The 24,886-nt window shown below is 59.6% G+C and carries 23 protein-coding genes and 3 tRNA genes; 1 reads left to right on the top strand and 25 read right to left on the bottom strand.

Going from position 1 to position 24,886, the window contains the following annotated elements; genetic code table 11:
* Window positions 1-90: 90 nt before the first annotated feature.
* The 22 genes from FHT73_RS05880 to FHT73_RS05985 all read right to left on the bottom strand — a co-directional run bounded on the left by FHT73_RS05880 (window position 91) and on the right by FHT73_RS05985 (window position 20,202).
* Complete coding sequence (locus FHT73_RS05880) at window positions 91-366, bottom strand: DUF1467 family protein (protein WP_183710343.1); 276 nt, start codon at window positions 364-366, stop codon at window positions 91-93.
* Between the two features lie 150 nt (window positions 367-516).
* On the bottom strand, window positions 517-921 hold the full coding sequence (mce, locus tag FHT73_RS05885; RefSeq protein ID WP_183710345.1) for a methylmalonyl-CoA epimerase: 405 nt from the start codon (window positions 919-921) through the stop codon (window positions 517-519).
* 30 nt (window positions 922-951) lie between these two features.
* On the bottom strand, window positions 952-2,625 hold the full coding sequence (locus FHT73_RS05890) for a ribonuclease J (RefSeq protein ID WP_183710347.1): 1,674 nt from the start codon (window positions 2,623-2,625) through the stop codon (window positions 952-954).
* A 14-nt stretch (window positions 2,626-2,639) separates the two neighbouring features.
* Window positions 2,640-3,404 carry a biotin--[acetyl-CoA-carboxylase] ligase gene (locus FHT73_RS05895; protein WP_112607147.1) on the bottom strand — a complete coding sequence of 255 codons (765 nt, stop codon included), beginning with the start codon at window positions 3,402-3,404 and terminating at the stop codon, window positions 2,640-2,642.
* Window positions 3,404-4,846, bottom strand: coding sequence for an NADH-quinone oxidoreductase subunit NuoN (gene nuoN / locus FHT73_RS05900; protein WP_112607149.1), 1,443 nt, complete (start codon window positions 4,844-4,846; stop codon window positions 3,404-3,406). The genes FHT73_RS05895 and nuoN overlap by 1 nt, the downstream gene beginning before the upstream one ends.
* Window positions 4,847-4,864: 18 nt before the next feature.
* Entirely contained in the window at window positions 4,865-6,376 is a 1,512-nt protein-coding gene (locus FHT73_RS05905) for an NADH-quinone oxidoreductase subunit M (RefSeq protein ID WP_112410596.1), read from the bottom strand.
* Window positions 6,376-8,370, bottom strand: coding sequence for an NADH-quinone oxidoreductase subunit L (gene nuoL / locus FHT73_RS05910; RefSeq protein ID WP_112607151.1), 1,995 nt, complete (start codon window positions 8,368-8,370; stop codon window positions 6,376-6,378). Before nuoL ends, FHT73_RS05905 begins: the two co-directional genes overlap by 1 nt.
* A gap of 7 nt (window positions 8,371-8,377) precedes the next feature.
* Complete coding sequence (nuoK, locus tag FHT73_RS05915) at window positions 8,378-8,686, bottom strand: NADH-quinone oxidoreductase subunit NuoK (protein ID WP_007689961.1); 309 nt, start codon at window positions 8,684-8,686, stop codon at window positions 8,378-8,380.
* Window positions 8,687-8,717: 31 nt separating this feature from the next.
* A complete protein-coding gene (locus tag FHT73_RS05920; RefSeq protein ID WP_015339514.1) occupies window positions 8,718-9,332 on the bottom strand; it encodes an NADH-quinone oxidoreductase subunit J in 615 nt (204 codons plus the stop codon).
* A 149-nt stretch (window positions 9,333-9,481) separates the two neighbouring features.
* On the bottom strand, window positions 9,482-9,973 hold the full coding sequence (gene nuoI, locus FHT73_RS05925) for an NADH-quinone oxidoreductase subunit NuoI (RefSeq protein WP_092710917.1): 492 nt from the start codon (window positions 9,971-9,973) through the stop codon (window positions 9,482-9,484).
* A gap of 40 nt (window positions 9,974-10,013) precedes the next feature.
* A complete protein-coding gene (gene nuoH / locus FHT73_RS05930) occupies window positions 10,014-11,057 on the bottom strand; it encodes an NADH-quinone oxidoreductase subunit NuoH (RefSeq protein ID WP_034507519.1) in 1,044 nt (347 codons plus the stop codon).
* Window positions 11,058-11,069: 12 nt separating this feature from the next.
* The gene (gene nuoG, locus FHT73_RS05935; RefSeq protein WP_112607153.1) at window positions 11,070-13,151 is read right to left on the bottom strand and encodes an NADH-quinone oxidoreductase subunit NuoG; all 2,082 of its coding nucleotides are present in this window, start codon (window positions 13,149-13,151) and stop codon (window positions 11,070-11,072) included.
* A gap of 238 nt (window positions 13,152-13,389) precedes the next feature.
* Window positions 13,390-14,148: a 5' DNA nuclease gene (locus FHT73_RS05940; RefSeq protein ID WP_183710349.1), complete on the bottom strand. Its 759-nt coding sequence runs from the start codon at window positions 14,146-14,148 to the stop codon at window positions 13,390-13,392.
* A gap of 9 nt (window positions 14,149-14,157) precedes the next feature.
* Window positions 14,158-15,462, bottom strand: coding sequence for an NADH-quinone oxidoreductase subunit NuoF (nuoF, locus tag FHT73_RS05945; protein ID WP_112607157.1), 1,305 nt, complete (start codon window positions 15,460-15,462; stop codon window positions 14,158-14,160).
* A 10-nt stretch (window positions 15,463-15,472) separates the two neighbouring features.
* Entirely contained in the window at window positions 15,473-16,594 is a 1,122-nt protein-coding gene (locus tag FHT73_RS05950; protein ID WP_183710351.1) for an NADH-quinone oxidoreductase subunit E, read from the bottom strand.
* Between the two features lie 15 nt (window positions 16,595-16,609).
* On the bottom strand, window positions 16,610-16,927 hold the full coding sequence (locus FHT73_RS05955) for a hypothetical protein (RefSeq protein WP_183710353.1): 318 nt from the start codon (window positions 16,925-16,927) through the stop codon (window positions 16,610-16,612).
* On the bottom strand, window positions 16,927-18,117 hold the full coding sequence (locus tag FHT73_RS05960; protein WP_112398588.1) for an NADH-quinone oxidoreductase subunit D: 1,191 nt from the start codon (window positions 18,115-18,117) through the stop codon (window positions 16,927-16,929). The genes FHT73_RS05955 and FHT73_RS05960 overlap by 1 nt, the downstream gene beginning before the upstream one ends.
* 66 nt (window positions 18,118-18,183) lie before the next feature.
* Window positions 18,184-18,786 carry an NADH-quinone oxidoreductase subunit C gene (locus FHT73_RS05965; protein ID WP_112337529.1) on the bottom strand — a complete coding sequence of 201 codons (603 nt, stop codon included), beginning with the start codon at window positions 18,784-18,786 and terminating at the stop codon, window positions 18,184-18,186.
* 18 nt (window positions 18,787-18,804) lie between these two features.
* Window positions 18,805-19,386: an NADH-quinone oxidoreductase subunit B gene (locus FHT73_RS05970; protein WP_183710355.1), complete on the bottom strand. Its 582-nt coding sequence runs from the start codon at window positions 19,384-19,386 to the stop codon at window positions 18,805-18,807.
* Window positions 19,377-19,742 (bottom strand): NADH-quinone oxidoreductase subunit A, encoded by a 366-nt coding sequence (locus tag FHT73_RS05975; protein WP_034489570.1) that lies wholly within the window; start codon window positions 19,740-19,742, stop codon window positions 19,377-19,379. The genes FHT73_RS05970 and FHT73_RS05975 overlap by 10 nt, the downstream gene beginning before the upstream one ends.
* 258 nt (window positions 19,743-20,000) lie before the next feature.
* Window positions 20,001-20,077, bottom strand: a tRNA-Asp gene (locus FHT73_RS05980).
* Between the two features lie 48 nt (window positions 20,078-20,125).
* Window positions 20,126-20,202, bottom strand: a tRNA-Asp gene (locus FHT73_RS05985).
* A gap of 392 nt (window positions 20,203-20,594) precedes the next feature.
* Here FHT73_RS05985 and FHT73_RS05990 point away from each other — a divergent pair.
* Window positions 20,595-20,670, top strand: a tRNA-Val gene (locus tag FHT73_RS05990).
* 354 nt (window positions 20,671-21,024) lie between these two features.
* Here the strand turns inward: FHT73_RS05990 and FHT73_RS05995 are convergent.
* From FHT73_RS05995 to FHT73_RS06005, 3 genes are all read right to left on the bottom strand, one after another.
* On the bottom strand, window positions 21,025-22,320 hold the full coding sequence (locus FHT73_RS05995; protein ID WP_183710356.1) for a capsular biosynthesis protein: 1,296 nt from the start codon (window positions 22,318-22,320) through the stop codon (window positions 21,025-21,027).
* Window positions 22,317-23,894: a sulfatase-like hydrolase/transferase gene (locus FHT73_RS06000; RefSeq protein ID WP_246712061.1), complete on the bottom strand. Its 1,578-nt coding sequence runs from the start codon at window positions 23,892-23,894 to the stop codon at window positions 22,317-22,319. The genes FHT73_RS05995 and FHT73_RS06000 overlap by 4 nt, the downstream gene beginning before the upstream one ends.
* 131 nt (window positions 23,895-24,025) lie before the next feature.
* Window positions 24,026-24,880: an SDR family oxidoreductase gene (locus FHT73_RS06005; RefSeq protein WP_183710360.1), complete on the bottom strand. Its 855-nt coding sequence runs from the start codon at window positions 24,878-24,880 to the stop codon at window positions 24,026-24,028.
* Window positions 24,881-24,886 lie beyond the last annotated feature (6 nt).

Here is a 24,886-nt window from a genome sequence, read left to right on the forward strand (position 1 = left end):
GACAGACGTGTGACGAATTGATGGCGATTGCGAGGCGCAAGCAAAGAGACGGCTCAAATGATTGATCCGTGTTCTACTGCGCCCTTTACATCAATTGTAGTTCGGCACGAACCTTGGAATGGAATCTATGCTCAGCCCGAAATAATGCGATGCAACATACCAAGTGGCGTACAGGAGAGCCGACACCAGCGTCGTGATGAGAACCACTCGCCAAGCGTGGAATTTCGTTGGTGCACTTTCGACCGTACCTAGAATCACATGCTCGTCTTCGGCCTGGGTGCGCAGACCGAACGGTAGAACGGCAAAAAGCGTAATCCACCAGATGACGAAATAAACGGCGAAACTGGCGATGATCTGCTGTGCCATTATGCTCCCTTCGAGACGAGCCCGCTCGTCTCCTCCTCTTCCAAACTGCTTATAGGGGCAAAACAGTTGTCTTTCAAAGCGCAGATCAGCGCACTTTAAAGCGGATTCAGATTCTGGGCCAGCTCCGGCAAAAATCATCCCGCTCCGGCATCACACCTGCTCAAGCTCGATAAGCGTGCCGAAGAAATCCTTCGGATGCAGGAAGAGCACGGGCTTGCCATGCGCGCCGATCTTCGGCTCGCCATTGCCGAGCACGCGTGCTCCCGACGCAACAAGTTTATCGCGAGCGGCGAAGATATCGGCGACCTCATAACAAATGTGGTGCATGCCGCCATCCGGGTTCTTGGCCAGGAAGGCAGCGATGGGCGAGGCTTCGCCCAACGGCTCGAGCAGTTCGACCTTGGTATTCGGCAGCTCTACGAAAACGACGGTAACGCCGTGTTCTGGCAGTGTCTGCGGCTGAGATACTGTAGCACCGAGCGTTTCACGATAGGCCTTAGAAGCCGCCGCAATATCCGGCACGGCTATCGCGATATGATTGATCCGTCCCAGCACGGTACTCTCCTCCCCGATCGGCCGTTGAACTCAGCCGCCGGTTCGCGTCACGAACACGGTCACCATCGGCTTCTTGCCCCAGCCCTGATTGGCGGCGGCGCGCACCGCGCGGCGTACCGCCTCCTGCAGCATATTCAGATCCTTGCGGCGAGCGCGCGGAATGCTTTCGATGGCGCTGACGATGGCGTCGAAGAGCGTGTCCTCCATCTCCTCACCTTCATCATCATAGGCCGGCAGGCCGATCGGCACGAGGTCAGGGTCACCGACGATGTCGTAACGGGCATCGAGCACGACATTGACGGCGACATGGCCGACATAGGAAAGCTTCTTGCGCTCGCCGATGCCCATCTCGTCGAAATCGCCGATCAGAATACCGTCCTTGAAGATGCGCCCATGCGGGGCCTCGTCGATCACCTCGACCGGACCGGGCGCAAGGCGCACGACATCGCCGTTGCGTACGCGCGGCACGGTGGCAATGCCACTCTGTTCGGCCAATTCCTTATGGGCGGTCAGATGCGTCGCCTCGCCATGCACGGGGATGACGACCTTCGGGCGCGTCCATTCATACATCTTCTGCAATTCGTTGCGCCGGGGATGGCCGGAGACGTGCACGAGCGCCTCAGCATCCGTCACCACATGAACGCCCTGTTCGATCAGACCGTTCTTGATGTCCTGAATGGCCTTCTCATTGCCGGGAATGGCGCGCGAGGAAAAGACGACGATATCGCCAGCCGCCAATGCGACGTTGCGCATCTCGTCCCGGGAGAGCTTGGCAAGCGCTGCGCGCGGCTCACCCTGGCTGCCGGTCAAGATCACCACGACCTTGTCGCGCGGGATATAGCCATATTCGTCTTCAGCGATGAAAGGCTTGATGCCTTCCATCAGGCCGATGTCGCGGGCGACATCGACGACACGTTTCAGCGAGCTGCCAAGCAGCAGTATTTCGCGGCCGGCAGCTTCGGCAGCTTCGGCAATGGTTCGGATGCGGCCGACATTCGACGAGAACGTCGTGATCGCCACCCTGCCCTCGGCATCCTCGATGATCTTGCGCAGGCTTTGCGAGACGTCCTTTTCCGAAGGCGAAACGCCGTCGCGCAACGCGTTGGTGGAATCGCACATCAGCGCCAGCACACCCTCTTCACCGAGCTGGCGGAAGCGGGTCTCGTCGGTCAGCGGCCCAAGCGACGGCTCGTGATCGATCTTCCAGTCACCAGTATGAACGACATTGCCGAGCGGCGTGCGGATCATCAACGACATCGGCTCGGGGATCGAGTGGTTGACGGCCACGCCTTCGATCTCGAACGGGCCGACATTGATGCGGTCGCCGGCCTTGAACAGCGTCACCGGGATCTCGCCCATCGATTTCTCGTAATCGCGCTTTGCTTCGAGAAGACCGGCGGTAAAAGCCGAGGCGTAGATCGGAACGTTCAGCCCGGGCCAAAGATCATTAAGCGCGCCGTAGTGATCCTCGTGCGCGTGGGTGATGATGATGCCCTTGAGGTTCTTGCGTTCCTTGGCGAGGAAACGGATATCCGGCAAGACGAGATCGACACCCGGCAGATCCGGCCCCGGGAAGGTGACGCCGCAATCGACCATGATCCACTGGCGCTGCTCAGCCGGACCGTAGCCGTAGAGCGCGAGATTCATGCCGATTTCGCCGACGCCGCCGAGTGGCAGAAACACCAGTTCGTCTTGCTTCGCCATCTGATCCCCAACCATTATCTAAAGAAAACGTCGCCCGCCGCGATCGGCATAATCCTGCCGTCCTCGGTTTCGAGCATCAACAAGCCATTATCATCGATTCCCGAGAAATGGCCCAAAATCGAGCGATCCGGCAAGTTTACCGTGATCTTTTCCCCGATGCCGCACGCAAATTCACGCCAGCGCGCGGTGATCTCGCGAACGCCCTTACCACGGCTCCAGACGTAGAGCGCCTCCGACATCGCGGCATAAAGATGGGCAAACAATTCCTCCGGCGACACCATGGAACCCTGCTGCCTCAGGCATGTAACCGGATACATCGGATTGTCAGGCATCACGGCAATGTTGATGCCGATGCCGATGACGAGCGCATACCGGCCGTCCGGCAGCGCTTCGCCCTCGATCAAGATGCCGCAGGTCTTCTTGCGACCGATCAGGATATCGTTCGGCCATTTGATCTCGACCGGCTCGGCGGCGAGCGGCAGCACGCCGCGTACCGCCTGATGCACGGCGAGCGCCACCGCAAGCGGCAGAGAGCCAAGGCGGTCCATGGGAGCGGGATCGATCAGAAGAAGAGATGCGTAGAGATTGCCGGCTTCCGACACCCAGGGACGACCGCGGCGACCACGTCCCCCCGTCTGGCGCTCAGCGGTGACCCAAAGGTTTCCAGGGTCGCCTGCGCGCGCCCGCTCGAGGCAGACGCTGTTTGTGGACGAGGTTTCCTGAAGGGCATCATGCCGGAAGTCGGCGAGCGACTTCCGGCTATTCATGTCAGACGCCATCAAAACAGCGTCGCAGCGGCCAGATCGGCAGCACCACCGATTGCGCCACCGAAGAAGACATAGGCGATGACGAACAGACCGGAGAGACCGAAGACGAGGCGCAGCGAACCAGCCGTGCGTGCGAATTCATCCTTGGCTTCATCGAACCACATCACCTTGATGACGCGCAGATAGTAGTAAGCGCCGACGACCGAAGCCAGAACGCCGATGATGGCGAGCGCATAGAGATGCGCCTGGATGGCGGCGACGAAGACGAAATACTTTCCGAAGAAGCCTGCGAGCGGCGGAATGCCGGCCAGCGAGAACATCAGCGCGGTCAGGACAACCGCCATGAAAGGATTGGTCGTCGAAAGGCCGGCGAGATCGTCGATGTTTTCGACCTGACGGCCATCCTTGCGGCGCATCGCCATGATGATGGCGAAGGAGCCGAGCGTCATGACCATGTAGATGACCATGTAGAGCATGACGCCGGAGACGCCGGTCTTAGTGCCGGCGGCGAGGCCGACAAGCGCATAGCCCATGTGACCGATCGACGAATAGGCCATCAGTCGTTTGAAGTTGCGCTGTCCGATTGCAGCAAAAGAGCCGAGCAGCATCGAGGCGATCGAGATGAACACGATGATCTGTTGCCAGTCGGCAAGCACCGGATGGAAAGCGGTGACGACGATGCGGGTCAGGATCGCCATGGCAGCAACCTTTGGCGCGGCCGCGAAGAAGGCTGTGACCGGGGTCGGCGCACCTTCATAGACATCGGGCGTCCACATGTGGAACGGCACGGCGGAGATCTTGAAGGCGAGGCCTGCAAGCACGAAGACCAGACCGAAGACGAGGCCGAGCGAACGGGTTTCGGCGCTGAGTGCGGTCGCGATCGCATCGAAGCTCGTGTGACCGGTGAAGCCGTAAACCAGCGACATGCCATAAAGCAGCATACCGGAGGACAGCGCACCGAGGACGAAGTACTTCAGGCCGGCTTCGGTCGACTTCAGGCTGTCGCGGTTGATGGCGGCCACGACGTAAAGGGCCAGCGACTGCAGTTCCAGCGACAGATAGAGCGAGATCAGGTCATGCGCCGAGATCATCAGCAGGATGCCGAGGGTCGCGAGCACGAGCAGAACCGGGAACTCGAAGCGGTCGAGCTGCTGCTCGCGCGCATGCCCCATGCTGAGGAACATGGCGACGATCGAGCCGACCAGCGCGACGATCTTCATGAAGCGGGAGAAGCCGTCGGCGAGATAGGCGCCGCCATAAGCCAGGCCTTCGCCCGGAACGAAGATGATCCAGAGACCTGCCACCGCGAGGACCGCGATGGCAAGACCGGTGACCGTGGGTCCCGACCGCTCGCCCGAGAAGACGCCGATCATGAGCAGCACAAGCGCACCGACCGCGAGGATGAGCTCCGGAATGGAAAGATGCAGGCTTGCAAGAATTGTGTCAGCAGTCATGTCGAATAAGTCCCGTCATCAATTCATCGACAGCGCAACATTCTGCGCAGCGTGCAGGGCAGCGGTATAATTGTTCACCAGCAGATCCACCGAAGCCGCCGTGGCATCGAAGATCGGAGCCGGATAGACACCGAATAGGATCGTCAGCGCGATCAGCGGATAGAGGATCAGCTGTTCACGCGGCGACAGATCCAGAAGCTTCTTCAGGTTTTCCTTTTCCAGCGCGCCGAAAATGACACGGCGGTAGAGCCAGAGCGCGTAGGCGGCCGACAGGATCACACCGGTCGCGGCAAAGAGCGCAACCCAGGTATTGGCGCGGAAGACGCCGATCAGGGTCAGGAATTCGCCGATGAAGCCGGAGGTGCCGGGCAGACCAACGTTCGCCATGGTGAAGACCATCATGGCGACGGCATATTTCGGCATGTTGTTGACCAAGCCGCCATAAGCCGCGATTTCGCGGGTATGGGTGCGGTCATAGATCACGCCGACGCAGAGGAAGAGCGCGCCCGAGACGATGCCGTGCGACAGCATCTGGAAGATAGCACCCTGCACGCCCTGCTGGTTCGCCGCGAAGATACCCATCGTCACGTAGCCCATGTGGGCGACCGACGAATAGGCGATCAGCTTCTTGATATCGTCCTGCATCATCGCGACCAGAGAGGTATAGATGATGGCGATGACAGAAAGGGCAAAGACGAGCGGCGCGAAATATTCCGAGGCATTCGGGAACATGCCGAGCGAGAAGCGGATGAGGCCGTAGCCGCCGAGCTTCAGAAGGATGCCTGCCAGGATGACCGAGCCGGCCGTCGGCGCCTGAACGTGCGCGTCTGGAAGCCAGGTATGGACCGGCCACATCGGCATCTTCACCGCGAAGGAGGCGAAGAAGGCGAGCCATAGCCAGGTCTGCAGCTGCGGCGGGAACTTGTAGGCGAGCAGCGTTGGGATATCGGTCGTGCCGGCCTGCCAGTACATCGCCATGATGGCGAGCAGCATCAGCACCGAGCCGAGCAGCGTGTAAAGGAAGAACTTGTAGCTGGCGTAAACGCGATCCTTGCCGCCCCAGACGCCGATGATTAGGAACATCGGGATGAGGCCGGCTTCGAAGAAGACGTAGAACAGCACGATATCCAGCGACACGAACACGCCGACCATCATCGTCTCGAGGACGAGGAAGGCGATCATGTAGTCCTTCAGTCGCTTTTCGACCGAGAGCCAGCTTGCCAGCACGCAGAACGGCATCAGGAAGGTCGACAGGATGACGAACAGCATGGAGATGCCGTCGACGCCCATGTGATAGCTGATGCCGCCCGTCAGCCACTCATGCTTTTCCACCAGCTGGAAGCCCGGATTGGCATTGTCGAACCAGATCCAGACGAACAGCGACACGATGAAGGTGACGATGGTCGTCGCCAGCGAAATGTTCAGGACGTTCCGGCGGCCGTTGGCGCCGTTCTCCTGCGTGAACAGCAGAAGGAGAACGCCCACCAGCGGCAGGAAGGTGACCGTTGAAAGAATGGGCCAATCGGTCATCAGAGGGAACTCCCGAGCATCATCCAGGTAACGAGGGCTGCGATACCGAGCAGCATCGCGAAGGCGTAGTGATAGAGGTAGCCGGTCTGCAGGCGCACGACGCGGTTGGTGACATCGACGACGCGGGCGGCAATGCCGTTCGGGCCGATGGTGTCGATGACCCCGATATCGCCCTTCTTCCACAGAAAGCGGCCAAGCGCCTTGGCGGAGCGGACGAAGAGGAAATCATAGAGTTCGTCGAAGTACCACTTGTTCAGCAGGAACTCGTAAAGGACGCGCTGCTGCTGAGCGAGGCGGCGCGGCGTTTCCGGCGACCTGATGTAGAAGTACCAGGCGGTAACGAGGCCGAGAAGCATGGCGATGAACGGGCTGAGCTCAACCCAGACAGGCGCATGTTCCATCTCTTCGAGGATCTTGTTGTCCGGGAGCGTGAACAGCGCATGCTTCCAGAATTCCTCGTAGGCGTGGCCGACGAAGTCAGCATTGAAATACATACCGGCGGCGACGGCGCCGATCGCCAGCAGGTAAAGCGGGATCAGCATGACGTTCGGCGATTCATGCACGTGGTGCATGACCTCGTGCGAAGCGCGCGGCTTGCCGAAGAAGGTCATGAAAATCAGGCGCCAGGAATAGAAGCTGGTGAACATCGCAGCGATGACCAGCAGCGTGAAGGCGAAGCTTGCAGCTGCGTTGTGCGAGGCGAAGGCCGCCAGGATGATCGCATCCTTGGAGAGGAAGCCGGCGAAACCGATATGGGTCAGCGGGATACCGACGCCGGTGATTGCCAGCGTGCCGATGACCATCATCCAGAAGGTCTTCTGGATATGTGGGCGCAGGCCACCCATGTGACGCATGTCCTGCTCGCCGTCGACGGCGTGGATGACCGAGCCGGCGCAGAGGAAGAGCAGAGCCTTGAAGAAGGCGTGGGTGAAGAGATGGAAGATCGCAGCACCGTAAGCGCCGACGCCGAGGGCGACGAACATGTAGCCGAGCTGCGAACAGGTCGAGTAAGCGATGACGCGCTTGATGTCGTTCTGCACGAGGCCGACGGTCGCGGCGAAGAAGGCCGTGATCGCACCGATGATGGTGACGAAGGTCAGTGCATCCTGCGACAATTCGAAGATCGGCGACATGCGGGCGACAAGGAAAACGCCGGCGGTGACCATGGTTGCGGCATGGATGAGTGCGGAAACCGGCGTCGGGCCTTCCATGGCGTCCGGCAGCCAGGTGTGCAGCAGGAACTGCGCCGATTTACCCATCGCGCCCATGAAGAGCAGCAGGCAGACGGCCGTCAGCGCGTGGCCGCGATCGAGGTGCATGCCCAGGAAATTGAGCACGATATCGGTCGGCTGACCGCCCTGCCCGGAAGCAAAGCTCTGGGCGTTGCCGAAGATGACGTCGAAATTGATCGAGCCGAAGAGGACGAAGACACCGGCTATGCCGAGCACGAAGCCGAAGTCGCCGACACGGTTGACGATGAAGGCCTTCATCGCGGCGGCCGAGGCGGACGGCTTCTTGAACCAGAAGCCGATCAGCAAATAGGAGGCGAGACCGACGCCTTCCCAGCCGAAGAACATCTGGGCGAGGTTGTCGGACGTCACCAGCATCAGCATGGCGAAGGTGAAGAGCGAGAGGTAGGCGAAGAAGCGCGGGCGATGCGGATCGTGATGCATGTATCCCATCGAATAGACGTGAACCAGGGTCGAGACCGAGTTCACGACGATCAGCATCACCGAGGTCAGCGTATCGACGCGCAGCGCCCAGGAAACGTCGATGCCGCCGGACTGGATCCAGCGCAGGACTTCTACCTTGATCGGGCCATCGGTGTGGCCGAGCGCCACCGTGAAGAAGACGATCCACGAAAGGACGGCCGCGATGATCATCAGGCCGGTGGTTACATATTCCGAAGCCTTGGCGCCGATCGCACGGCCGAAAAGGCCGGCTATGATCGCGCCAATCAGGGGAAGAAAGACGATAGCCTTATATAAGAACATAGCTTTATCAGCCCTTCATCACGTTGACGTCTTCGACCGCGATCGAGCCGCGGTTACGGTAGAAGACGACGAGAATTGCGAGACCGATCGCAGCTTCAGCGGCAGCGACGGTCAAAATGAATAGCGCGAAAACCTGGCCGACGATGTCGTTGAGGAACGACGAAAAGGCGACCATGTTGATGTTGACGGCGAGCAATATGAGCTCGACGGACATCAGGATGATGATGACGTTCTTGCGGTTCAGAAAGATACCGAAGACGCCGAGCACGAAGAGGATGGCGCTGACCGTGAGGTAATGGGAAAGTCCGATGACCATGTTCTTGTTCCTTTGATCCTCGTGCCTCGCCTCAGACGCCCTGCCCCGGCTTGACCTTGACCACCTCGACGGCGGTCGCGGGCGTGCGGGCGACCTGTTGGGAAATGTTCTGGCGCTTGATATGCGTGCGATGCTTCAGCGTCAGCACGATTGCGCCGATCATCGCGACCAGCAGCACAAGGCCGGCGATTTCGAAGAAGTAAACGTAATTGGTATAGAGCACATCGCCGAGGGCGGCGGTGTTGGTCCGCTGCGTCAGCGCCGGGATCGGCATGGCGACGGTCTTGGCGATAGTCGGCGAAATCACGCTGCCGCCGATGACGACGATGAGCTCGGCCGCAAGGATCACCCCGATCAAAGCACCGATCGGCGCATATTCCAGGATGCCAGCCCTCAACTCCGAAAAGTCGATATCGAGCATCATGACGACGAAAAGGAAGAGAACCGCCACGGCGCCGACATAAACGACCAGCAGGATCATCGCCAGGAATTCAGCCCCCATCAAGAGGAAGAGGCCGGCCGCGTTGAAGAATACCAGGATGAGGAACAGGACCGAATGGACCGGATTCCGCGCCGAGATGACCATGAACGCCGACGCCACAGCGACAAAGGCGAAGATATAGAAAAAAAGAGCCTGCAGACCCATGTTGGTGCCTTTTTCGTCTTCCCCCGGGCAGCCGGGAGTTTCCCTGCCCGATGGAGCCAGGCCGGACGATAGGTCCGACAAAACTCCGGTCTAGATTCAACCGCGACGGCGACAATCGGCCGCCTGTCACGACATATTCAAAACTCCGCTCAGCGGTACGGCGAATCGATCGCGATATTGCGCGCGATTTCGCGTTCCCAGCGGTCGCCATTTTCCAAAAGCCGCGCCTTGTCGAAATAGAGCTCTTCGCGGGTTTCGGTGGCGAATTCAAAGTTCGGCCCTTCGACGATGGCGTCGACCGGGCATGCCTCCTGGCAGAAGCCGCAATAGATGCACTTCACCATGTCGATGTCGTAGCGCACCGTGCGGCGGGTGCCGTCGTTGCGGCGCGGCCCGGCTTCGATGGTGATGGCCTGGGCAGGACAGATGGCTTCGCAGAGCTTGCAGGCGATGCAACGCTCTTCGCCGTTCGGATAACGGCGCAGCGCATGTTCGCCGCGGAAGCGCGGGCTGACCGGCCCCTTTTCGAACGGGTAGTTGATCGTTGCCTTCTGCTTGAAGAAGTAACGCATCGACAAAAAGAATGCGCCGACAAATTCCTTGAGGAACAGCGAGCTGACGGCGTTGGAAATTCCGGCCATCTTCAACCTCCAAATCTGCTTGAAGCGAGGATCGACATCATCATGCCCATCCCGTCAGCTTCAGCACGAATGCAACGATAACGACCATGGCGAGCGACAGCGGCAGGAAAACCTTCCAGCCAAGGCGCATGAGCTGGTCATAGCGGTAGCGCGGCACGAAAGCCTTCACCATCGCGAACATGAAGAACACAAGGCACGACTTCAGCAGGAACCAGATGATGCCCGGAACCCAGTTCAGGATCCAGATATCAACCGGAGGCAGCCAGCCACCGAGGAAGAGGATCGTCGTCAGCGAGCACATCAGGACGACGGCGGCATATTCGCCGAGCATGAACATCATGTAGGGCGAGGAGCCGTATTCGACCATGAAGCCGGCAACCAGTTCCGATTCCGCTTCTGGAAGATCGAAGGGCGGACGGTTCGTTTCAGCCAGCGCCGAAATGAAGAACACGATGAACATCGGGAACAGCGACAGCCAGTGCCAGTCGAGGAACGAGGCCGGCAGGCCGAGCTTGGTGCCGAGTCCGGTCTGCTGCGAGAGCACGATATCCGTCAGGTTCAGCGAACCGACGCAGAGCAGCACGGTTACAATGACGAGGCCGATCGAGACTTCATAGGACACCATCTGCGCGGCCGAACGGAGCGCGCCGAGGAACGGATACTTCGAGTTCGAAGCCCAGCCGCCCATGATGATGCCGTAAACTTCGAGCGACGAAATCGCCAGAATGTAGAGGATGCCGACGTTGATGTCGGCGACGACCCAGTTCTGCGCGACAGGCACGACAGCCCAGGTCGACAGCGCCAATACCACCGAAACCAGTGGAGCCAGCAGGAACACGGTCTTGTTGGCGCCAGCCGGGATGATCGGCTCCTTGAACATGAACTTGAGCAAGTCGGCAAAGGACTGGAACAGGCCGAAGGGACCGACGACATTGGGGCCACGGCGCAGCTGCACGGCTGCCCAGATCTTACGGTCGGCAAGCAGAATGTAGGCGATGAAAATCAGCAGGCAGACCAGAAGCAGCAGAGACTGGCCGATCATGATCAGCGCCGGCCAGAGATAGGTCGAAACGAATGAATCCATAGTCCTCTGCCCTTACTCTGCCGCAACGCGGAAATTGTTGCGGGCCAATGCCGAGCACTCGGCCATGACAGCCGATGCGCGCGTTATCGGGTTCGTCAAATAGAAGTCTTTGATCGGCGAAGCAAATGCCGATTTGCCCATTGCGCCGGCTTTTTTCGCAAGTGCGGCAATTTGGGCGCTATCAGCTTCGGCAATCTCGTCGATGCCGGCGAAATGCGGGAAGGCTGCATAGAGTTTGGCGCGCAATTCCCTCAGCGAATCAAAGGGAAGCTTCTTGCCGAGCACGTCGGAAAGGGCACGGATGATCGCCCAGTCCTCGCGGGCATCGCCCGGTGCGAAACCGGCGCGGTTCCCCATCTGGATGCGGCCTTCGGTGTTGACCCAGGTGCCCGACTTTTCAGTGTAGGCAGCCGCCGGAAGGATGACATCGGCGTTCTGAGCGCCGTTATCGCCGTGCGAGCCAATATAAACCGTAAACTTCGCGCCCTTGCGGCTGAAGTCGAGCTCATCGGCGCCCAGCAGGAAGAGGACTTCCATCGACGACAGCATGGCAGCGGCATTGACGCCCTTTGCACCCGGCACGAAGCCGAGATCAAGGCCGCCGACACGCGCAGCTGCCGTGTGCAGCACGGCAAAACCGTTCCAGTCTTCCTTGACGACGCCGACGGCGGCAGCGAGCTTGGCGGCGTTTGCCAGAACCTCGGCACCGTCTTCGCGGATCAGGGCGCCCTGGCCGATGATGATCATCGGCTTCTGAGCATTCCTCAGCACGTCGGCGAAGCTGTGCGAGCCGCTGACGAGATCTGCCAGCGTGTCCGGACCGGCGCCGAGATAGTCATAGGAGTAGCGAAGGTCTGCAGCTTCGCCGATCACGCCGATCGGGAACTTGCCGCGACGCCAGCGCTTGCGGATGCGCGAGTTCATCACTGCAGCCTCGAAGCGCGGATTGGCGCCGACGATCAGCAGCGCATCAGCGGCTTCGATGCCTTGGATGCTCGGGTTGAAGATGTAGCTTGCGCGGCCGAGCGACGGATCAAGCGCCGTCCCGTCTTGGCGACAGTCGAGATTTTCCGATCCGAGCGACTTCAGCAGCTCGCCAAGGGCGTACATTTCCTCGACCGAGGCGAGATCGCCGGCGATCGCGCCGATCTTGTCGCCGCTGGTGGCGGAAACGGCCGACTTGATGGCAGCGAAAGCGTCGCTCCAGCTTGCCGGTTGCAGACGGCCGTCCTTGCGGACATAGGGCTTGTCCAGGCGCTGGGTCTTCAGGCCGTCCCAGATAAAGCGGGTCTTGTCGGAAATCCACTCTTCGTTGATCTGCTCGTTGACGCGGGGCAGCACGCGCATGACTTCGCGGCCGCGCGTATCGACACGGATTGCCGAGCCGAGAGCGTCCATGACGTCGATCGATTCGGTCTTGTTCAGCTCCCACGGACGAGCCGTGAAGGCGAAGGGCTTGGAGGTCAGTGCGCCGACCGGGCAAAGGTCAACGACGTTACCCTGCAACTCGGAGGTCATCGCCTGCTCGAGATAGGTGGTGATTTCAGCATCTTCACCGCGGCCGATGAGACCGAGTTCGGAAATGCCGGCAACTTCCGTCGTGAAGCGGACGCAGCGCGTGCAATGGATGCAGCGGTTCATCACCGTCTTGACGAGCGGGCCGATATATTTGTCCTCGACGGCGCGCTTGTCTTCCTGATAGCGCGAGCTGTCGATACCGAAGGCCATGGCCTGGTCCTGCAGGTCGCATTCGCCACCCTGATCGCAGATCGGGCAATCCAGCGGGTGGTTGATCAGCAGGAATTCCATCACGCCTTCGCGGGCCTTCTTGACCATCGGCGTGTTGGTGAAGACTTCCGGGAGCTCACCGTTCGGGCCGCCGCGGATATCGCGAACGCCCATGGCGCAAGACGCCTGCGGCTTCGGCGGGCCACCCTTCACCTCAACGAGGCACATGCGGCAATTGCCGGCCACCGACAGTCGTTCATGGAAGCAGAAGCGCGGGACTTCGGCGCCGGCTTCCTCGCACGCCTGGATAAGCGTGTAGTGATCCGGAACTTCGATCTCTTTACCGTCAATCTTCAGTTTAGCCATCGTCCACTCAGTCCTATGTCACGTCTTCAGCCCAACCTGGCCGCAGACAATTTCATGATCGCAGACCGGATTGCCATCGGGGCGGCTCAGACGCCTGATAGCACCAGCTTGCTCACAATAAGCTTTGCCAAGCCTTGTCCCCGCAAGACCCGCTTTGCGATCGAGCCATGTGGGGCACCCACATCGTCTCCATCGCCTTCATTCACCCTCCCCAGCCGCGATCCAGCCGAGGAAAACCCTAACTCCGGCCCTTCGGCAGCAGCGCCTTCGCCTGGCCAACCCAGTCATCGCGCCGGATGCGACCGTCGAAACCGAGCTCGCCATCGATCCGCTCGACATCCGCGTCGCTCCAGGCGGCGATATCGGCGAAGCGCTTGATGCCGCGTCCGTTCAGCACCTGCTCCAGCTTCGGACCGACGCCGGAAATTCGCTTCAGGTCGTCAGCCTTCTCGGCTGCCTTGCGGCCGCGCGCAGGAGCCGGCTTTACGGCGACGGGCGCAGCGGCTTCAACCTTCGCCGTCTTCTTTGCAGGAGCCGTAACCGCCTTGGGTGAGACAACCGCGGGCTTCGGCTCGGCTTTCTTCACGGCAGCCGGCCTCTGCTTCGCAGCAACCGGTTTCGGTGCAACAGCCTTGACCGCAGTCTCCTTGACTGCAGCCTCGGGCTTTACAGGTTTGGCGTCCCCTGCCCCACCGTCCACGCCCGCTGGCTTCGCAGCGACCTCAGCCGGATGTTTTTCGTCTTCAAGGGCATCGGCCAGCCGGGTGGTTGCTTCGACCGCGCCCTGGAAAGCGCCAAAAAACGCGCCGGCCAGTTGCGAGGTAAAGCCGAAACCGATTGCGGTGACCGCGGCAATGGCTGCGGCCGGATGAGCCATCAGCGGATGGATCGGCATGATCGGCGCGTTCCCAAACATATCGGCAGCAGTGCGGCCAAGATCGGCCGATGCGTTACCGGCCGCTCCGCTCTCCTGCCTGATATCGTTGGTCTTCGCCATCTTCGATCCTTACTCGGCTGCTTCCAGAACAGCGCCGTGGCTTGTCGCATTGGCGGTATACTGGTCGATGCGCTTTTCGATCTCGGGACGGAAATTGCGAATCAGGCCCTGAACCGGCCATGCGGCTGCGTCACCGAGCGCACAGATGGTATGACCTTCGATCTGCTTCGTCACCTGGAACAGCATGTCGATCTCGCGCTTCTGCGCGTTGCCGCGAGCCATGCGCTCGAGAACGCGCCACATCCAGCCCGTGCCTTCGCGGCACGGCGTGCACTGGCCGCAGCTCTCATGCTTGAAGAAGGCCGAGATGCGGGCAATCGCCTTGATGATGTCGGTCGACTTGTCCATGACGATCGCCGCAGCCGTGCCGAAGGACGACTTGACTTCGCGCAAGCCATCGAAATCCATCGGGCAGTCGATGATGTCAGCAGCCGGAACGACCGGGCACGATGCGCCGCCGGGAATGACGGCGAGCAGGTTATCCCAGCCGCCGCGAATGCCGCCGGCGTGCTTGTCGACGAGCTCACGGAAGGTGATGCCCATGGTTTCCTCGACCGTGCAGGGACGGTTGACGTGACCGGAGAGCATGAACAGCTTCGTGCCGACATTGTTCGGACGGCCGAAGGAGGAGAACCAGCCGGCGCCGCGGCGCAGGATCGTCGGAGCAACGGCGATCGACTCAACATTGTTGACCGTCGTCGGGCAGCCGTAGAGACCCATATTGGCCGGGAATGGCGGCTTCAGGCGCGGCTGGCCCTTCTTGCCTTCCAGGCTTTCGAGCAGCGCGGTTTCCTCGCCGCAGATGTAAGCGCCGGCGCCGTGATGAACGAAAACATCAAAATCCCAGCCGAGCTTATTGTTTTTGCCCAGCAATCCAGCATCGTAGCATTCATCGATCGCTGCCTGCAGGGCTTCGCGCTCGCGCATGTACTCACCGCGGACATAGATGTAAGCGGTATTCGCGCCCATGGCGAAACCAGCGATGACGCAGCCTTCGATCAGCGTATGCGGATCGTGGCGCATGATGTCGCGGTCCTTGCAGGTGCCGGGTTCCGACTCGTCGGCATTGACGACGAGATAATGCGGACGGCCGTCACTTTCCTTCGGCATGAAGGACCACTTGAGTCCGGTCGGGAAGCCTGCGCCGCCGCGACCGCGAAGGCCGGATGCCTTCATCTCGTTGATGATCCAGTCACGGCCCTTTTCGAGGATTTGCTTCGTGCCGTCCCAATGGCCGCGCGACATCGCGCCCTTCAGGGATTTATCCTTGAGGCCGTAGATATTGGTAAAGATGCGATCCTGATCCTGTAACATGCTTCACCTCTTACCGCGGCTTCTTGCCGAAGACCTTGATATATTCCGCTTCGCCACCCTTAGCGAGTGCCTCAGCCTGCCTGACCCAGTCGTCACGATCGATCCGGCCCTTGAAATTCAGATAGCCGTCGACCCAATGGCGCTCTGCTTCGTGCCAGCTGGCAATCTGCGCAAAGGTAAAGATGCCAAGTTCATGCAAGGTCCCTTCGATCTTCGGGCCAACGCCTGAAATGAGCTGCAGATTGTCCGGCTGCGCGGGTCTTTCGATACCGGCGGGACGATTCTTGTCGTCGAGCGACGGCTTTCCGGCGACAGGCTCGGCAGCCGCAGTCCCAGAAAGCGGCTGAGTTTCCGCTGCCTTGGCGTTCTTGGCCGCTTCCTTCGGCGCCGTCGCCGGCGTCTTTAGGCTCTTATTGGTTTCCGCATCCGTGCTCTTGGCACGGGCAGCTTCGGACGGCGGGATCGATACGGTATCAGCAGTAGCCTTGGCCACCTTGCTCGCCGTGCTCTTTGCCTTAGCCTCATCCGACAGGAGCGACGTTAAACCGCCTTCCGGCGCGGAGAAAACGCGATCGATCTGTGGGCCGGTCTGAATCTCATGACCCTTGCCTGCGGCGAATGCATCGATGATCTCTTCCAGGCGTGCCGGCGTGAGATCCTCATAGGTATCCTTGCCGATCACCACCATCGGTGCATTGACGCAGGCGCCCTGACATTCGACCTCTTCCCAGGAGAGCGTGCCGTCGGCATTGCGCTCGAAAGCGTGATCGTTGATCCGGCTCTTGCAGACCTTGATCAGCCCCTCGGCGCCGCGCAGCATGCACGGCGTCGTGCCGCAAACCTGAACGTGGGCGCGCGTGCCAACCGGGTGCAGCTGGAACTGCGTATAGAAGGTCGCGACTTCGAGCGCGCGGATATAGGCCATGTCGAGCATGTCGGCGATCGTTTCGATGGCCGCCTTGGTGACCCAGCCTTCCTGCTCCTGCGCACGCATCATCAGAGGGATGATCGCGGACTGCTGGCGGCCCTCCGGGTATTTCTGGATCGTCTTTTCAGCCCAGACCGAATTCTCCGCATTGAAAGCGAAGGCGGCAGGCTGGAATTGATCTTCGGCTAGTCGACGAACGGACATCTTTCACGCCTTATCTCAGTTTAAGGACCCACACCGCGTATTCGTCAGAGACGAGAATTCGCAGGCATAGGCCGACTGGTCTTTCTGCATAAACACAACGAACTTGCCGCCGTTCGGCACGGCGGCCTTGATCTGGTAGCCACGGGAGAGAAGGTCCGCAACGGTTGAATCTCCGCCCGACGTACCCTCATTTCCGCCTTTTGCAGTATTCGTGCTCGTGGCATTCGAACCCTGCATGTTGAGGGTCGGCAGGCTCGGCGTTTTGCCGGTCTGCTGTGCCGAGGCACCGCAAGTGACCAGAAGCGCCGGAACTATCGCCTGCCAAATCCGCATCAGCGATCCACCTCACCGAAGACGATATCGAGCGAACCGAGCACGGCTGCGACGTCGGCGAGCTGGTGGCCGCGGCACATGAAGTCCATGGCCTGCAGATGCGCATAGCCCGGCGCGCGGATCTTGCAGCGATAAGGCTTGTTGGAGCCGTCCGAGACGAGATAGACGCCGAATTCGCCCTTCGGCGCTTCGACGGCTGCATAAACCTCGCCGGCCGGCACGTGATAGCCTTCGGTATAGAGCTTGAAATGGTGGATCAGCGCTTCCATGGAGCGCTTCATCTCTCCGCGCTTCGGCGGAACCACCTTACCATCGAGCGATGAAACCGGTCCGGTCCTGGCATCGCCGAGCAGGCGATTGACGCACTGCTTCATGATGCGGACAGATTCGCGCATTTCGATCATGCGGATGAGGTAACGGTCGTAACAGTCGCCGTTCTTGCCGATGGGAATATCGAATTCGAGATCGGAGTAACATTCGTAAGGCTGCGCTTTGCGCAAGTCCCAGGCAGCACCGGAGCCGCGTACCATGACGCCGGAGAAGCCCCAGGCCCAACAGTCTTCCAGCGAGACTACGCCGATATCGACGTTACGCTGCTTGAAGATGCGGTTGCCGGTTAGCAGGTCATCGATATCGTCGAGCGCCTTCAGGAAAGGATCGCACCAGTCGCCGATATCCTGCACGAGCTTTTCAGGCAGATCCTGGTGAACGCCGCCCGGACGGATGTAGGCGGCATGCATGCGCGAACCGGAAGCGCGCTCGTAGAACACCATCAGCTTTTCGCGCTCTTCGAAGCCCCAGAGCGGCGGCGTCAGCGCGCCGACGTCCATAGCCTGCGTCGTGACGTTCAGAAGATGCGACAGGATACGGCCGATTTCTGAATAAAGGACGCGGATCAGCTGGCCGCGGATCGGGATATCAATGCCGAGCAGCTTTTCGACGGCCAAGGCATAGGCATGCTCCTGGTTCATCGGCGCGACATAGTCGAGGCGGTCGAAATAAGGAACGGCCTGAAGATAGGTCTTCGTCTCGATCAGCTTTTCCGTGCCGCGATGCAGCAGGCCGATATGGGGATCGACGCGTTCCACAATTTCGCCGTCCAATTCGAGGACAAGACGCAAAACGCCGTGCGCAGCCGGATGCTGCGGACCGAAATTGATGTTGAAGTTGCGAACGTTATGTTCTGTCATGACGGCGATGCTCGCGTTTTCGGAATTTCAGAGGATGGCAGGCCGAAGCCCGCCACACGCCAACAATCAGGCCTTCGCCTTTTCGTCGCCCGGGAGCACGTAGTCGGTACCCTCCCACGGCGACAGGAAATCGAAGTTGCGGAATTCCTGCTTCAGTTCCACCGGCTCATAGACGACGCGCTTGGCGGCATCATCGTAGCGGACTTCGACGAAACCGGTCGTCGGGAAGTCCTTACGCAGCGGGTGACCTTCGAAACCGTAGTCGGTCAGGATACGGCGCAGATCCGGATGGCCGGTAAAGAGAACGCCGTACATGTCCCAGGTTTCGCGCTCGAACCAATCCGCGCCGGGATAGATACCGCAGGCGGAGGGAACAGGCTGATCTTCGCCGACGGGAACCTTGACGCGGATGCGCAGGTTCTTCTTGGGCGACAGCAGATGGTATACCACGTCGAAACGCTCGACACGCTGCGGCCAGTCAACGCCGCAAATATCCGTCATGTTGACGAAGCCGCACCTGGCGTCATCACGCAGGAAGGTCAGCAGGGCGATAACGTTTTCGGTCGTCGTCGTCACGGTCAGCTCGCCATATTTGATCTCGCTCGACGAGATCAAGGCGCTGCGGACTTCCGTGAGGTAGGCGGCAAGCTCGTTCAGGGCTTCACTCATAATACCTTGTCCCCTGCCTTACCGTTCGATCGTGCCGGTGCGCCGGATCTTCTTCTGCAGCAGAAGCACGCCGTAAAGCAGCGCTTCCGCTGTGGGAGGACAGCCCGGAATATAAATGTCGATCGGAACGACACGGTCGCATCCGCGAACGACGGAATAGGAATAGTGATAATAGCCGCCGCCGTTCGCGCAGGAGCCCATCGAAATGACGTAACGCGGCTCGGGCATCTGGTCGTAGACCTTGCGCAGAGCGGGCGCCATCTTGTTGGTGAGCGTGCCGGCAACGATCATGACGTCAGACTGGCGGGGCGAAGCGCGCGGCGCAAAGCCAAAGCGCTCGACGTCGTAACGCGGCATCGAAACCTGCATCATTTCGACGGCGCAGCAGGCGAGACCGAAGGTCATCCACATCAGCGAGCCGGTACGGGCCCAGTTGATCAGCTCATCGGTAGAGGTGACCAGAAAGCCCTTGTCGGCGAGCTCGTTGTTGATCTCGCCGAAGAACGGATCGTTGCTGCCGACAGGCCGGCCGGTCGCGGGATCGATGATCCCTTTCGGCTGCGACGCAACGAGCGTCGTGTTGCTTGGAGCTACTCCCATTCCAGGGCTCCCTTCTTCCATTCATAGATAAAGCCGATGGTCAGCACCGCGAGGAACACCATCATCGACCAGAACCCGAACCAGCCGATCGCACCGAAAGATACGGCCCACGGGAAGAGGAAGGCGACTTCCAGATCGAAGATTATGAAGAGAATCGATACGAGATAAAAGCGGATATCGAACTTCATGCGGGCGTCATCGAATGCATTGAAGCCGCATTCGTAAGCCGACAGCTTTTCCGAGTCAGGCGCCTTGAAGGCGACGGCAAACGGCGTAATCAACAGCGCCAGGCCAATCACCAGGGCAATACCAATGAAAATCGCTATCGGAATATAGGAACTGAGCAGTCCAGTCATCATGTCCATCCCTGCTTGCGGTCAGCGCCGGGGCGGCGCATCTGAGCAAATGCCCAGCAAGCGAAAGAGCGTTGCAACAGAGCCGTGGTTAGCGCAGGCAGAGCGCGCGCGCAAGCCTTTTGAATCTGTCGTTCGGAGTCCTGTCGAGCGGTAGATATCAATGTGTTGCGACGACAACGCGACAAATTGGCGCAAACGCAAAAAGCCCCGTTCGCAATCGCAATAAATTGACGTTTGATTGTAATGGCTTGGAGAGAATGGCGCGAGTGACGGGGCTCGAACCCGCGACCTCCGGCGTGACAGGCCGGCACTCTAACCGACTGAGCTACACCCGCGCATTGTTTGGCCTTTCAGCCCGTACGGATCCGAAATTTGCCTTGAAATGGCGCGAGTGACGGGGCTCGAACCCGCGACCTCCGGCGTGACAGGCCGGCACTCTAACCGACTGAGCTACACCCGCATTACATTTCAAGCATTCCAGATGCTTCCGCACCCATCAAAGCGGCCCTCGCCGTTCGATGAGCGGCTAACTACGGGGTTCGTGTTTGGGTGTCAAGCAGGTTTGAATACAAATCGATGACAGAATGCGAATTGTTTTGGACAAGCACTCCTGCAATTTTCGGTCCTCTCGATTTCACATGGCAGGTTCCCACCCCATGCATTTCATGAGAACCTGATATGCATGGGAATAACGTCGCGGGGCATCGAGCCAGCATATGTTGACGAGTGCGGCCAGGAATGTGCAAAAATCAAAAAAATCAAAAAATCTTTATAAACACTCTTGCGGTTTTTCCCCGTTCCGCATAGATCACGGCCACCGAACGCGGCGGGCCAATGACCCGCTTCGCAGAAGGGCGATTAGCTCAGTTGGTAGAGCGCCTCGTTTACACCGAGGATGTCGGGAGTTCGAGTCTCTCATCGCCCACCACTTCTTCAGATTGAATGTCAGTTGATTTTCTAGCAGCTTTGTTGCGCTCTCGATGAGCGAGGTTGCGCGCTATCGCGGCGGCTCAGTAGTTGCCGAGAATAATCACACCCAGAAGTACCACGGAAACAAGCACAAGGGCTGCTATGATGATCAGCAGCTCCTTCAACATGAATCGTTCCATCTTGCTGTCATCCATGGCGTTTGCTCCCGGCAAACCGTTATCCACATTCATTCGCAGTATCGAATCGCCGCGCTGAGTTCCGCATCAGTCCACATGTAAGCAGTCATATTGTCAATTTCAGCCTGAAGGCCCTGTCGCGGTAGCAATTCTTGTTCCATCCCATTGCATCTGCATTACGGAACATGAAACTTTATCGGTCGCTGCCTTGGCGGCGGGTCGACGTAGGCGTCGGGCAAGTTGACCGTCCGCGACAACAATCTCTCCGCGATCTGCGCGGCGGCAGCGCGCGCGCCCTCCCCCGAGCAAAAGTTGCCGCGTACCTGTACCGCCGCGGCCAGCAGGCGAAAGAATGCGCTGCATAGCTCCGCCGACGGTGGCGTCGGCTCCCGCCAGAATCGCTCTAGGCCACGCCGATCGCTCAAACCATCGATGTCGTAGATCGCCGCTCCCAGCGCTTTGACCGGCTTCCCTGCGCGCAGCGCCGAAAGTGCCGCAGTCGAGTTGACCGTTACCATGCCCTGGCTGGCGACAATCAGCCGGTCGAGACTGCCGCCATCGATCAGATGGATGCGCGGCGACAATCCGCATGAGGCACCGATATGCTCGACATAGGCCCGCCAGTCCACGAGCCCGTTGTCGAGCGGATGAAGCTTTAGGACGAGATGTGTATCCGGCGCTGCATGCTCCGCAAAAGAACGGAGAATCAGCCGTATCGCATCCTGCTGCTGATGAAAAGGCGAATGCGCGCGGAGCTGAAAATCGGTCTGAAGCTGTAGGGGATAGACAAAGAATCGTTTGCCGCCTGCAATCAGCCCCTCGATCATACCCTGCGCTTCCCGTGTCCTTCTGCCGCTTGCCGGAAGTTTCTTCAGCCATCCGGCATATTCCATCAAGGGATGGTAGAGCCCGTGCCGGCGATAGCCGGGATAGAGGAACCACAGAAAGACGGTCGGCAGATAATAGGCGAGATCGTAAAGCGCTTCCGCCAGGAAAGTCTGGTTGTAACGACGTGTCCAATCCGGCTCCGGCAGATTGGACGCGGCCTTCAGAATATGGACCGGATTGGTGGGAAAGCGCGAATTGGAAGAGAGGCCATCTCGCTCGAGGGTCACCCAGTCCGGCCGCAAATAACCCATTTCCACGACATTGACGGCAACGCCGGCGCGACGCGCCTCCTCGATGGCGACCCGGTGATAGGGCCGCTCTTCGCCATGCAGGATCAGATCCGTGACATTCTCGGCTTCGATTCGAAGCCCGATATAGGCTCGCCATCCGGCAAGGTCGCCGCGATAGTTGAACGCCTTGCGGCGGCGCCACGAAATCCAGTCCCCGGCATTCAGGTTGATGCGGATGCAGCGGCCGCCGGCCTTCTCCAATATCCTGGCAGTCTCGACGAACAAAGGCGAGGATGGGCCCTGCAGGAAGAGGAAGACGCGCGGTCGCGCGGCCCCTTCCCCACTGGGCATCATTCTGCAACCTCGGTGGCAAGGCCGGCATAGCGCAGCAATGTGCCGATCAGATTCCAGGGCGCCTCTTCTTGCGGCGGCTGCGGCTTTTGAGAATGGGCGCGCGCGCGGCCAAGCGGAACGATGACATAATCGGTGCGCGGATCCGGGAACGGATCGGCAAAGGCCTTCAGCAGGGGTGCATGATCGCCATAGAAAAGCAACCAAACCGGGCGATCCAGCCTGTCGAGATGATGGGCAAGATTGCCGAGCGCATGATCGGCGCGCATCAGGAGTTCGCCGTAGATGTCCACCGGATTGACGAGGTCGCCGCAGCGGCCCGGCTCCCAGGGGCCGTGATTCGCCATGGACGCGACAAAGAGGAAATTCTTGCTCGTGCCGTCGTCATCGATCGTCCGAATCACGCTTTTCGTCAGCGAGAGGTCGCTGACATAAGGGCCATCGCGCTCGGGATTGTGATCGAACTCGTCCAGCATCATCATCCGGTCGAAGCCAAGCTGCGGCAACGCCTTGTGACGCAGGAAAAACGTCTTGTCATAGGGATGGATGAACTGCGTCTTCCAGCCGGCCTTTTTCAGCCGCGCCGGCCAGACGACATCCTTGTAATGGCTGGCACGCAAATAGGGGTAGCTGGCGTCGATATGCACATTTTCGGGCAGTAGCCCGCTCAAGACGGCAAATTCGGTTCGTAGCGTATAGCCACCCTCGAAGACGCTTGTCATGCGGCCCCATTGCGCGGCCTGCTCCCTCAGACGGTCGAGATTGGGAAGCTTGATATTGTCGACGCCGAAATGTCTGAGGTCGATGAAGGATTCGGATTGCCAGACGACGATGAGCGGCTCGTCTTCGCCATGTTCCCAAAGCTCCTGCAGCGCCGACATGAAACGCTCGGACAATTCCGAGACGATCGCCTCGCGCCGGACACCAACCCAGATGACGAAATGAAAAACGACGGAGGCAAAGGTGCCGAATCGCACCGTATCGCTCTTGACGTCAACCTTGCCGAGAAACTTCTGCGTGAGACGGCAGACCGGTTCGCTGACGACCCGGCTGAACAAAGCGACCCATGGCGTAAAGGCTGCAACCAGCATCAGCAGGATCCAAAGCACACCGTGGTTGTCCGGCAGAACCGCAGGCTCCAGATACATGTAAAGACCGCTGAGGCCGAAGACGTAGGCAAAAGCGATGATCCAGAAGACGATGTTCAGCGATGTCGCATAGAAGATCTCCTTGTATTTGAAGACATCCACGACGAGCGCGATGTCCGAAAATACCAAAGGCTCACGGATGAACTCGAATTTCGCCCTCGATATGCCGGTGAAGATGACGAAGAAACTGATGACGGCCTGAGTGCTGTAGATCGGGCGCCAGGAAATGGCGAAGAACGCCGCATAGATCAGGATGATGACCGGAATTCTTGCCGCCCAGTCGCAGGCTACTCGCCGCCAGCTTCTTTTCGTACGGTTCTCGGCGTTGATGGCCGCCGGCATCGCCAACGGATCGGTCAGAAAGACGATGACGCAGGAAAACGCGAAGCAAGCAAGGGTCAAAAGAACAGGAAAATCGTGAAGCTTCAAGACTGCGCCATCCAAATGCCCGCTGCCTCGGCAGCATTTCCATATCAGCGAGGAACGGGCCGCCAATACCCCTGACTTATCTTCTCTTGCACGTGTTTCGCTGGCGGTGCAACTCCTGTGCGTGTTTTGTATTACTTATCGCGATCAAAGCTCTGCTTGCCGGTATCGGCAAGACCGCTATGCGCCTCATCACCAAATATTTTTCGCGCCTTGCGTGAAAACCACCATAACAGCAATGGTTTTATCAGCGGTCCGAAGTAAGCCAGCGCCGTCAGCGAAAATCCGAAGTGAATCTTCTGCCTGCCGCGATCCATCCCACGGACGATTCTTGCTGCGACCTCCTCCGCACTCCACGGCTTGACGGCCCCCATCAAAATCTCCGCTTCGCGCGGCCTTAACGCGATTTCCCGAGCATATTGCGGCGTCATCGTATCGGGCGGGAAGCAGATCGAAATCTGCACGCCCCAAGCGCCGGCTTCCGCGCTCAAAGCCTCGGCAAAGCCCGCCAGCGCCGATTTGGATGCGCAATAAGCGCTATAGCCAAAGATACCGATCAAGGCGGCACCCGAAGAAATCATCATGATCCGGCCGCCGCGGCGGCTCTTCATGTCTTTATAAACAGCACGAACCGCGTTGGCTGTCCCAAGGAGATTGACGGAGATCTGCTCATCGAAAACCGACGCGGACATTGCATCGAAGGTACGGGGCTCGACGATAGCCGCGGAAGCAACAAGAATATCGCAAGGGCCGAAGGACGCCTCGCAAAGCCTTACCGCCTTGGTAGTCTGTTCGGCAGAGGCCACATCAACGGAAGCCGTCCGGATAAAGGCGCCGTCGACACCGGGAAGCATCGCGATTTCGGCGCGCGCCTCTTCGAGGCGCCCGGTATCGCGAGCAAGAAGCGAAACCCGGGCCCCTCGGGCCGCATAAAGCTTGGCTATCGCCAGACCAATTCCGCTTGAACCTCCCGTGACGATAACGTGCATGAGACG

Source organism: Rhizobium sp. BK098, from assembly GCF_014193155.1.
Taxonomy (GTDB): Bacteria; Pseudomonadota; Alphaproteobacteria; order Rhizobiales; family Rhizobiaceae; genus Rhizobium.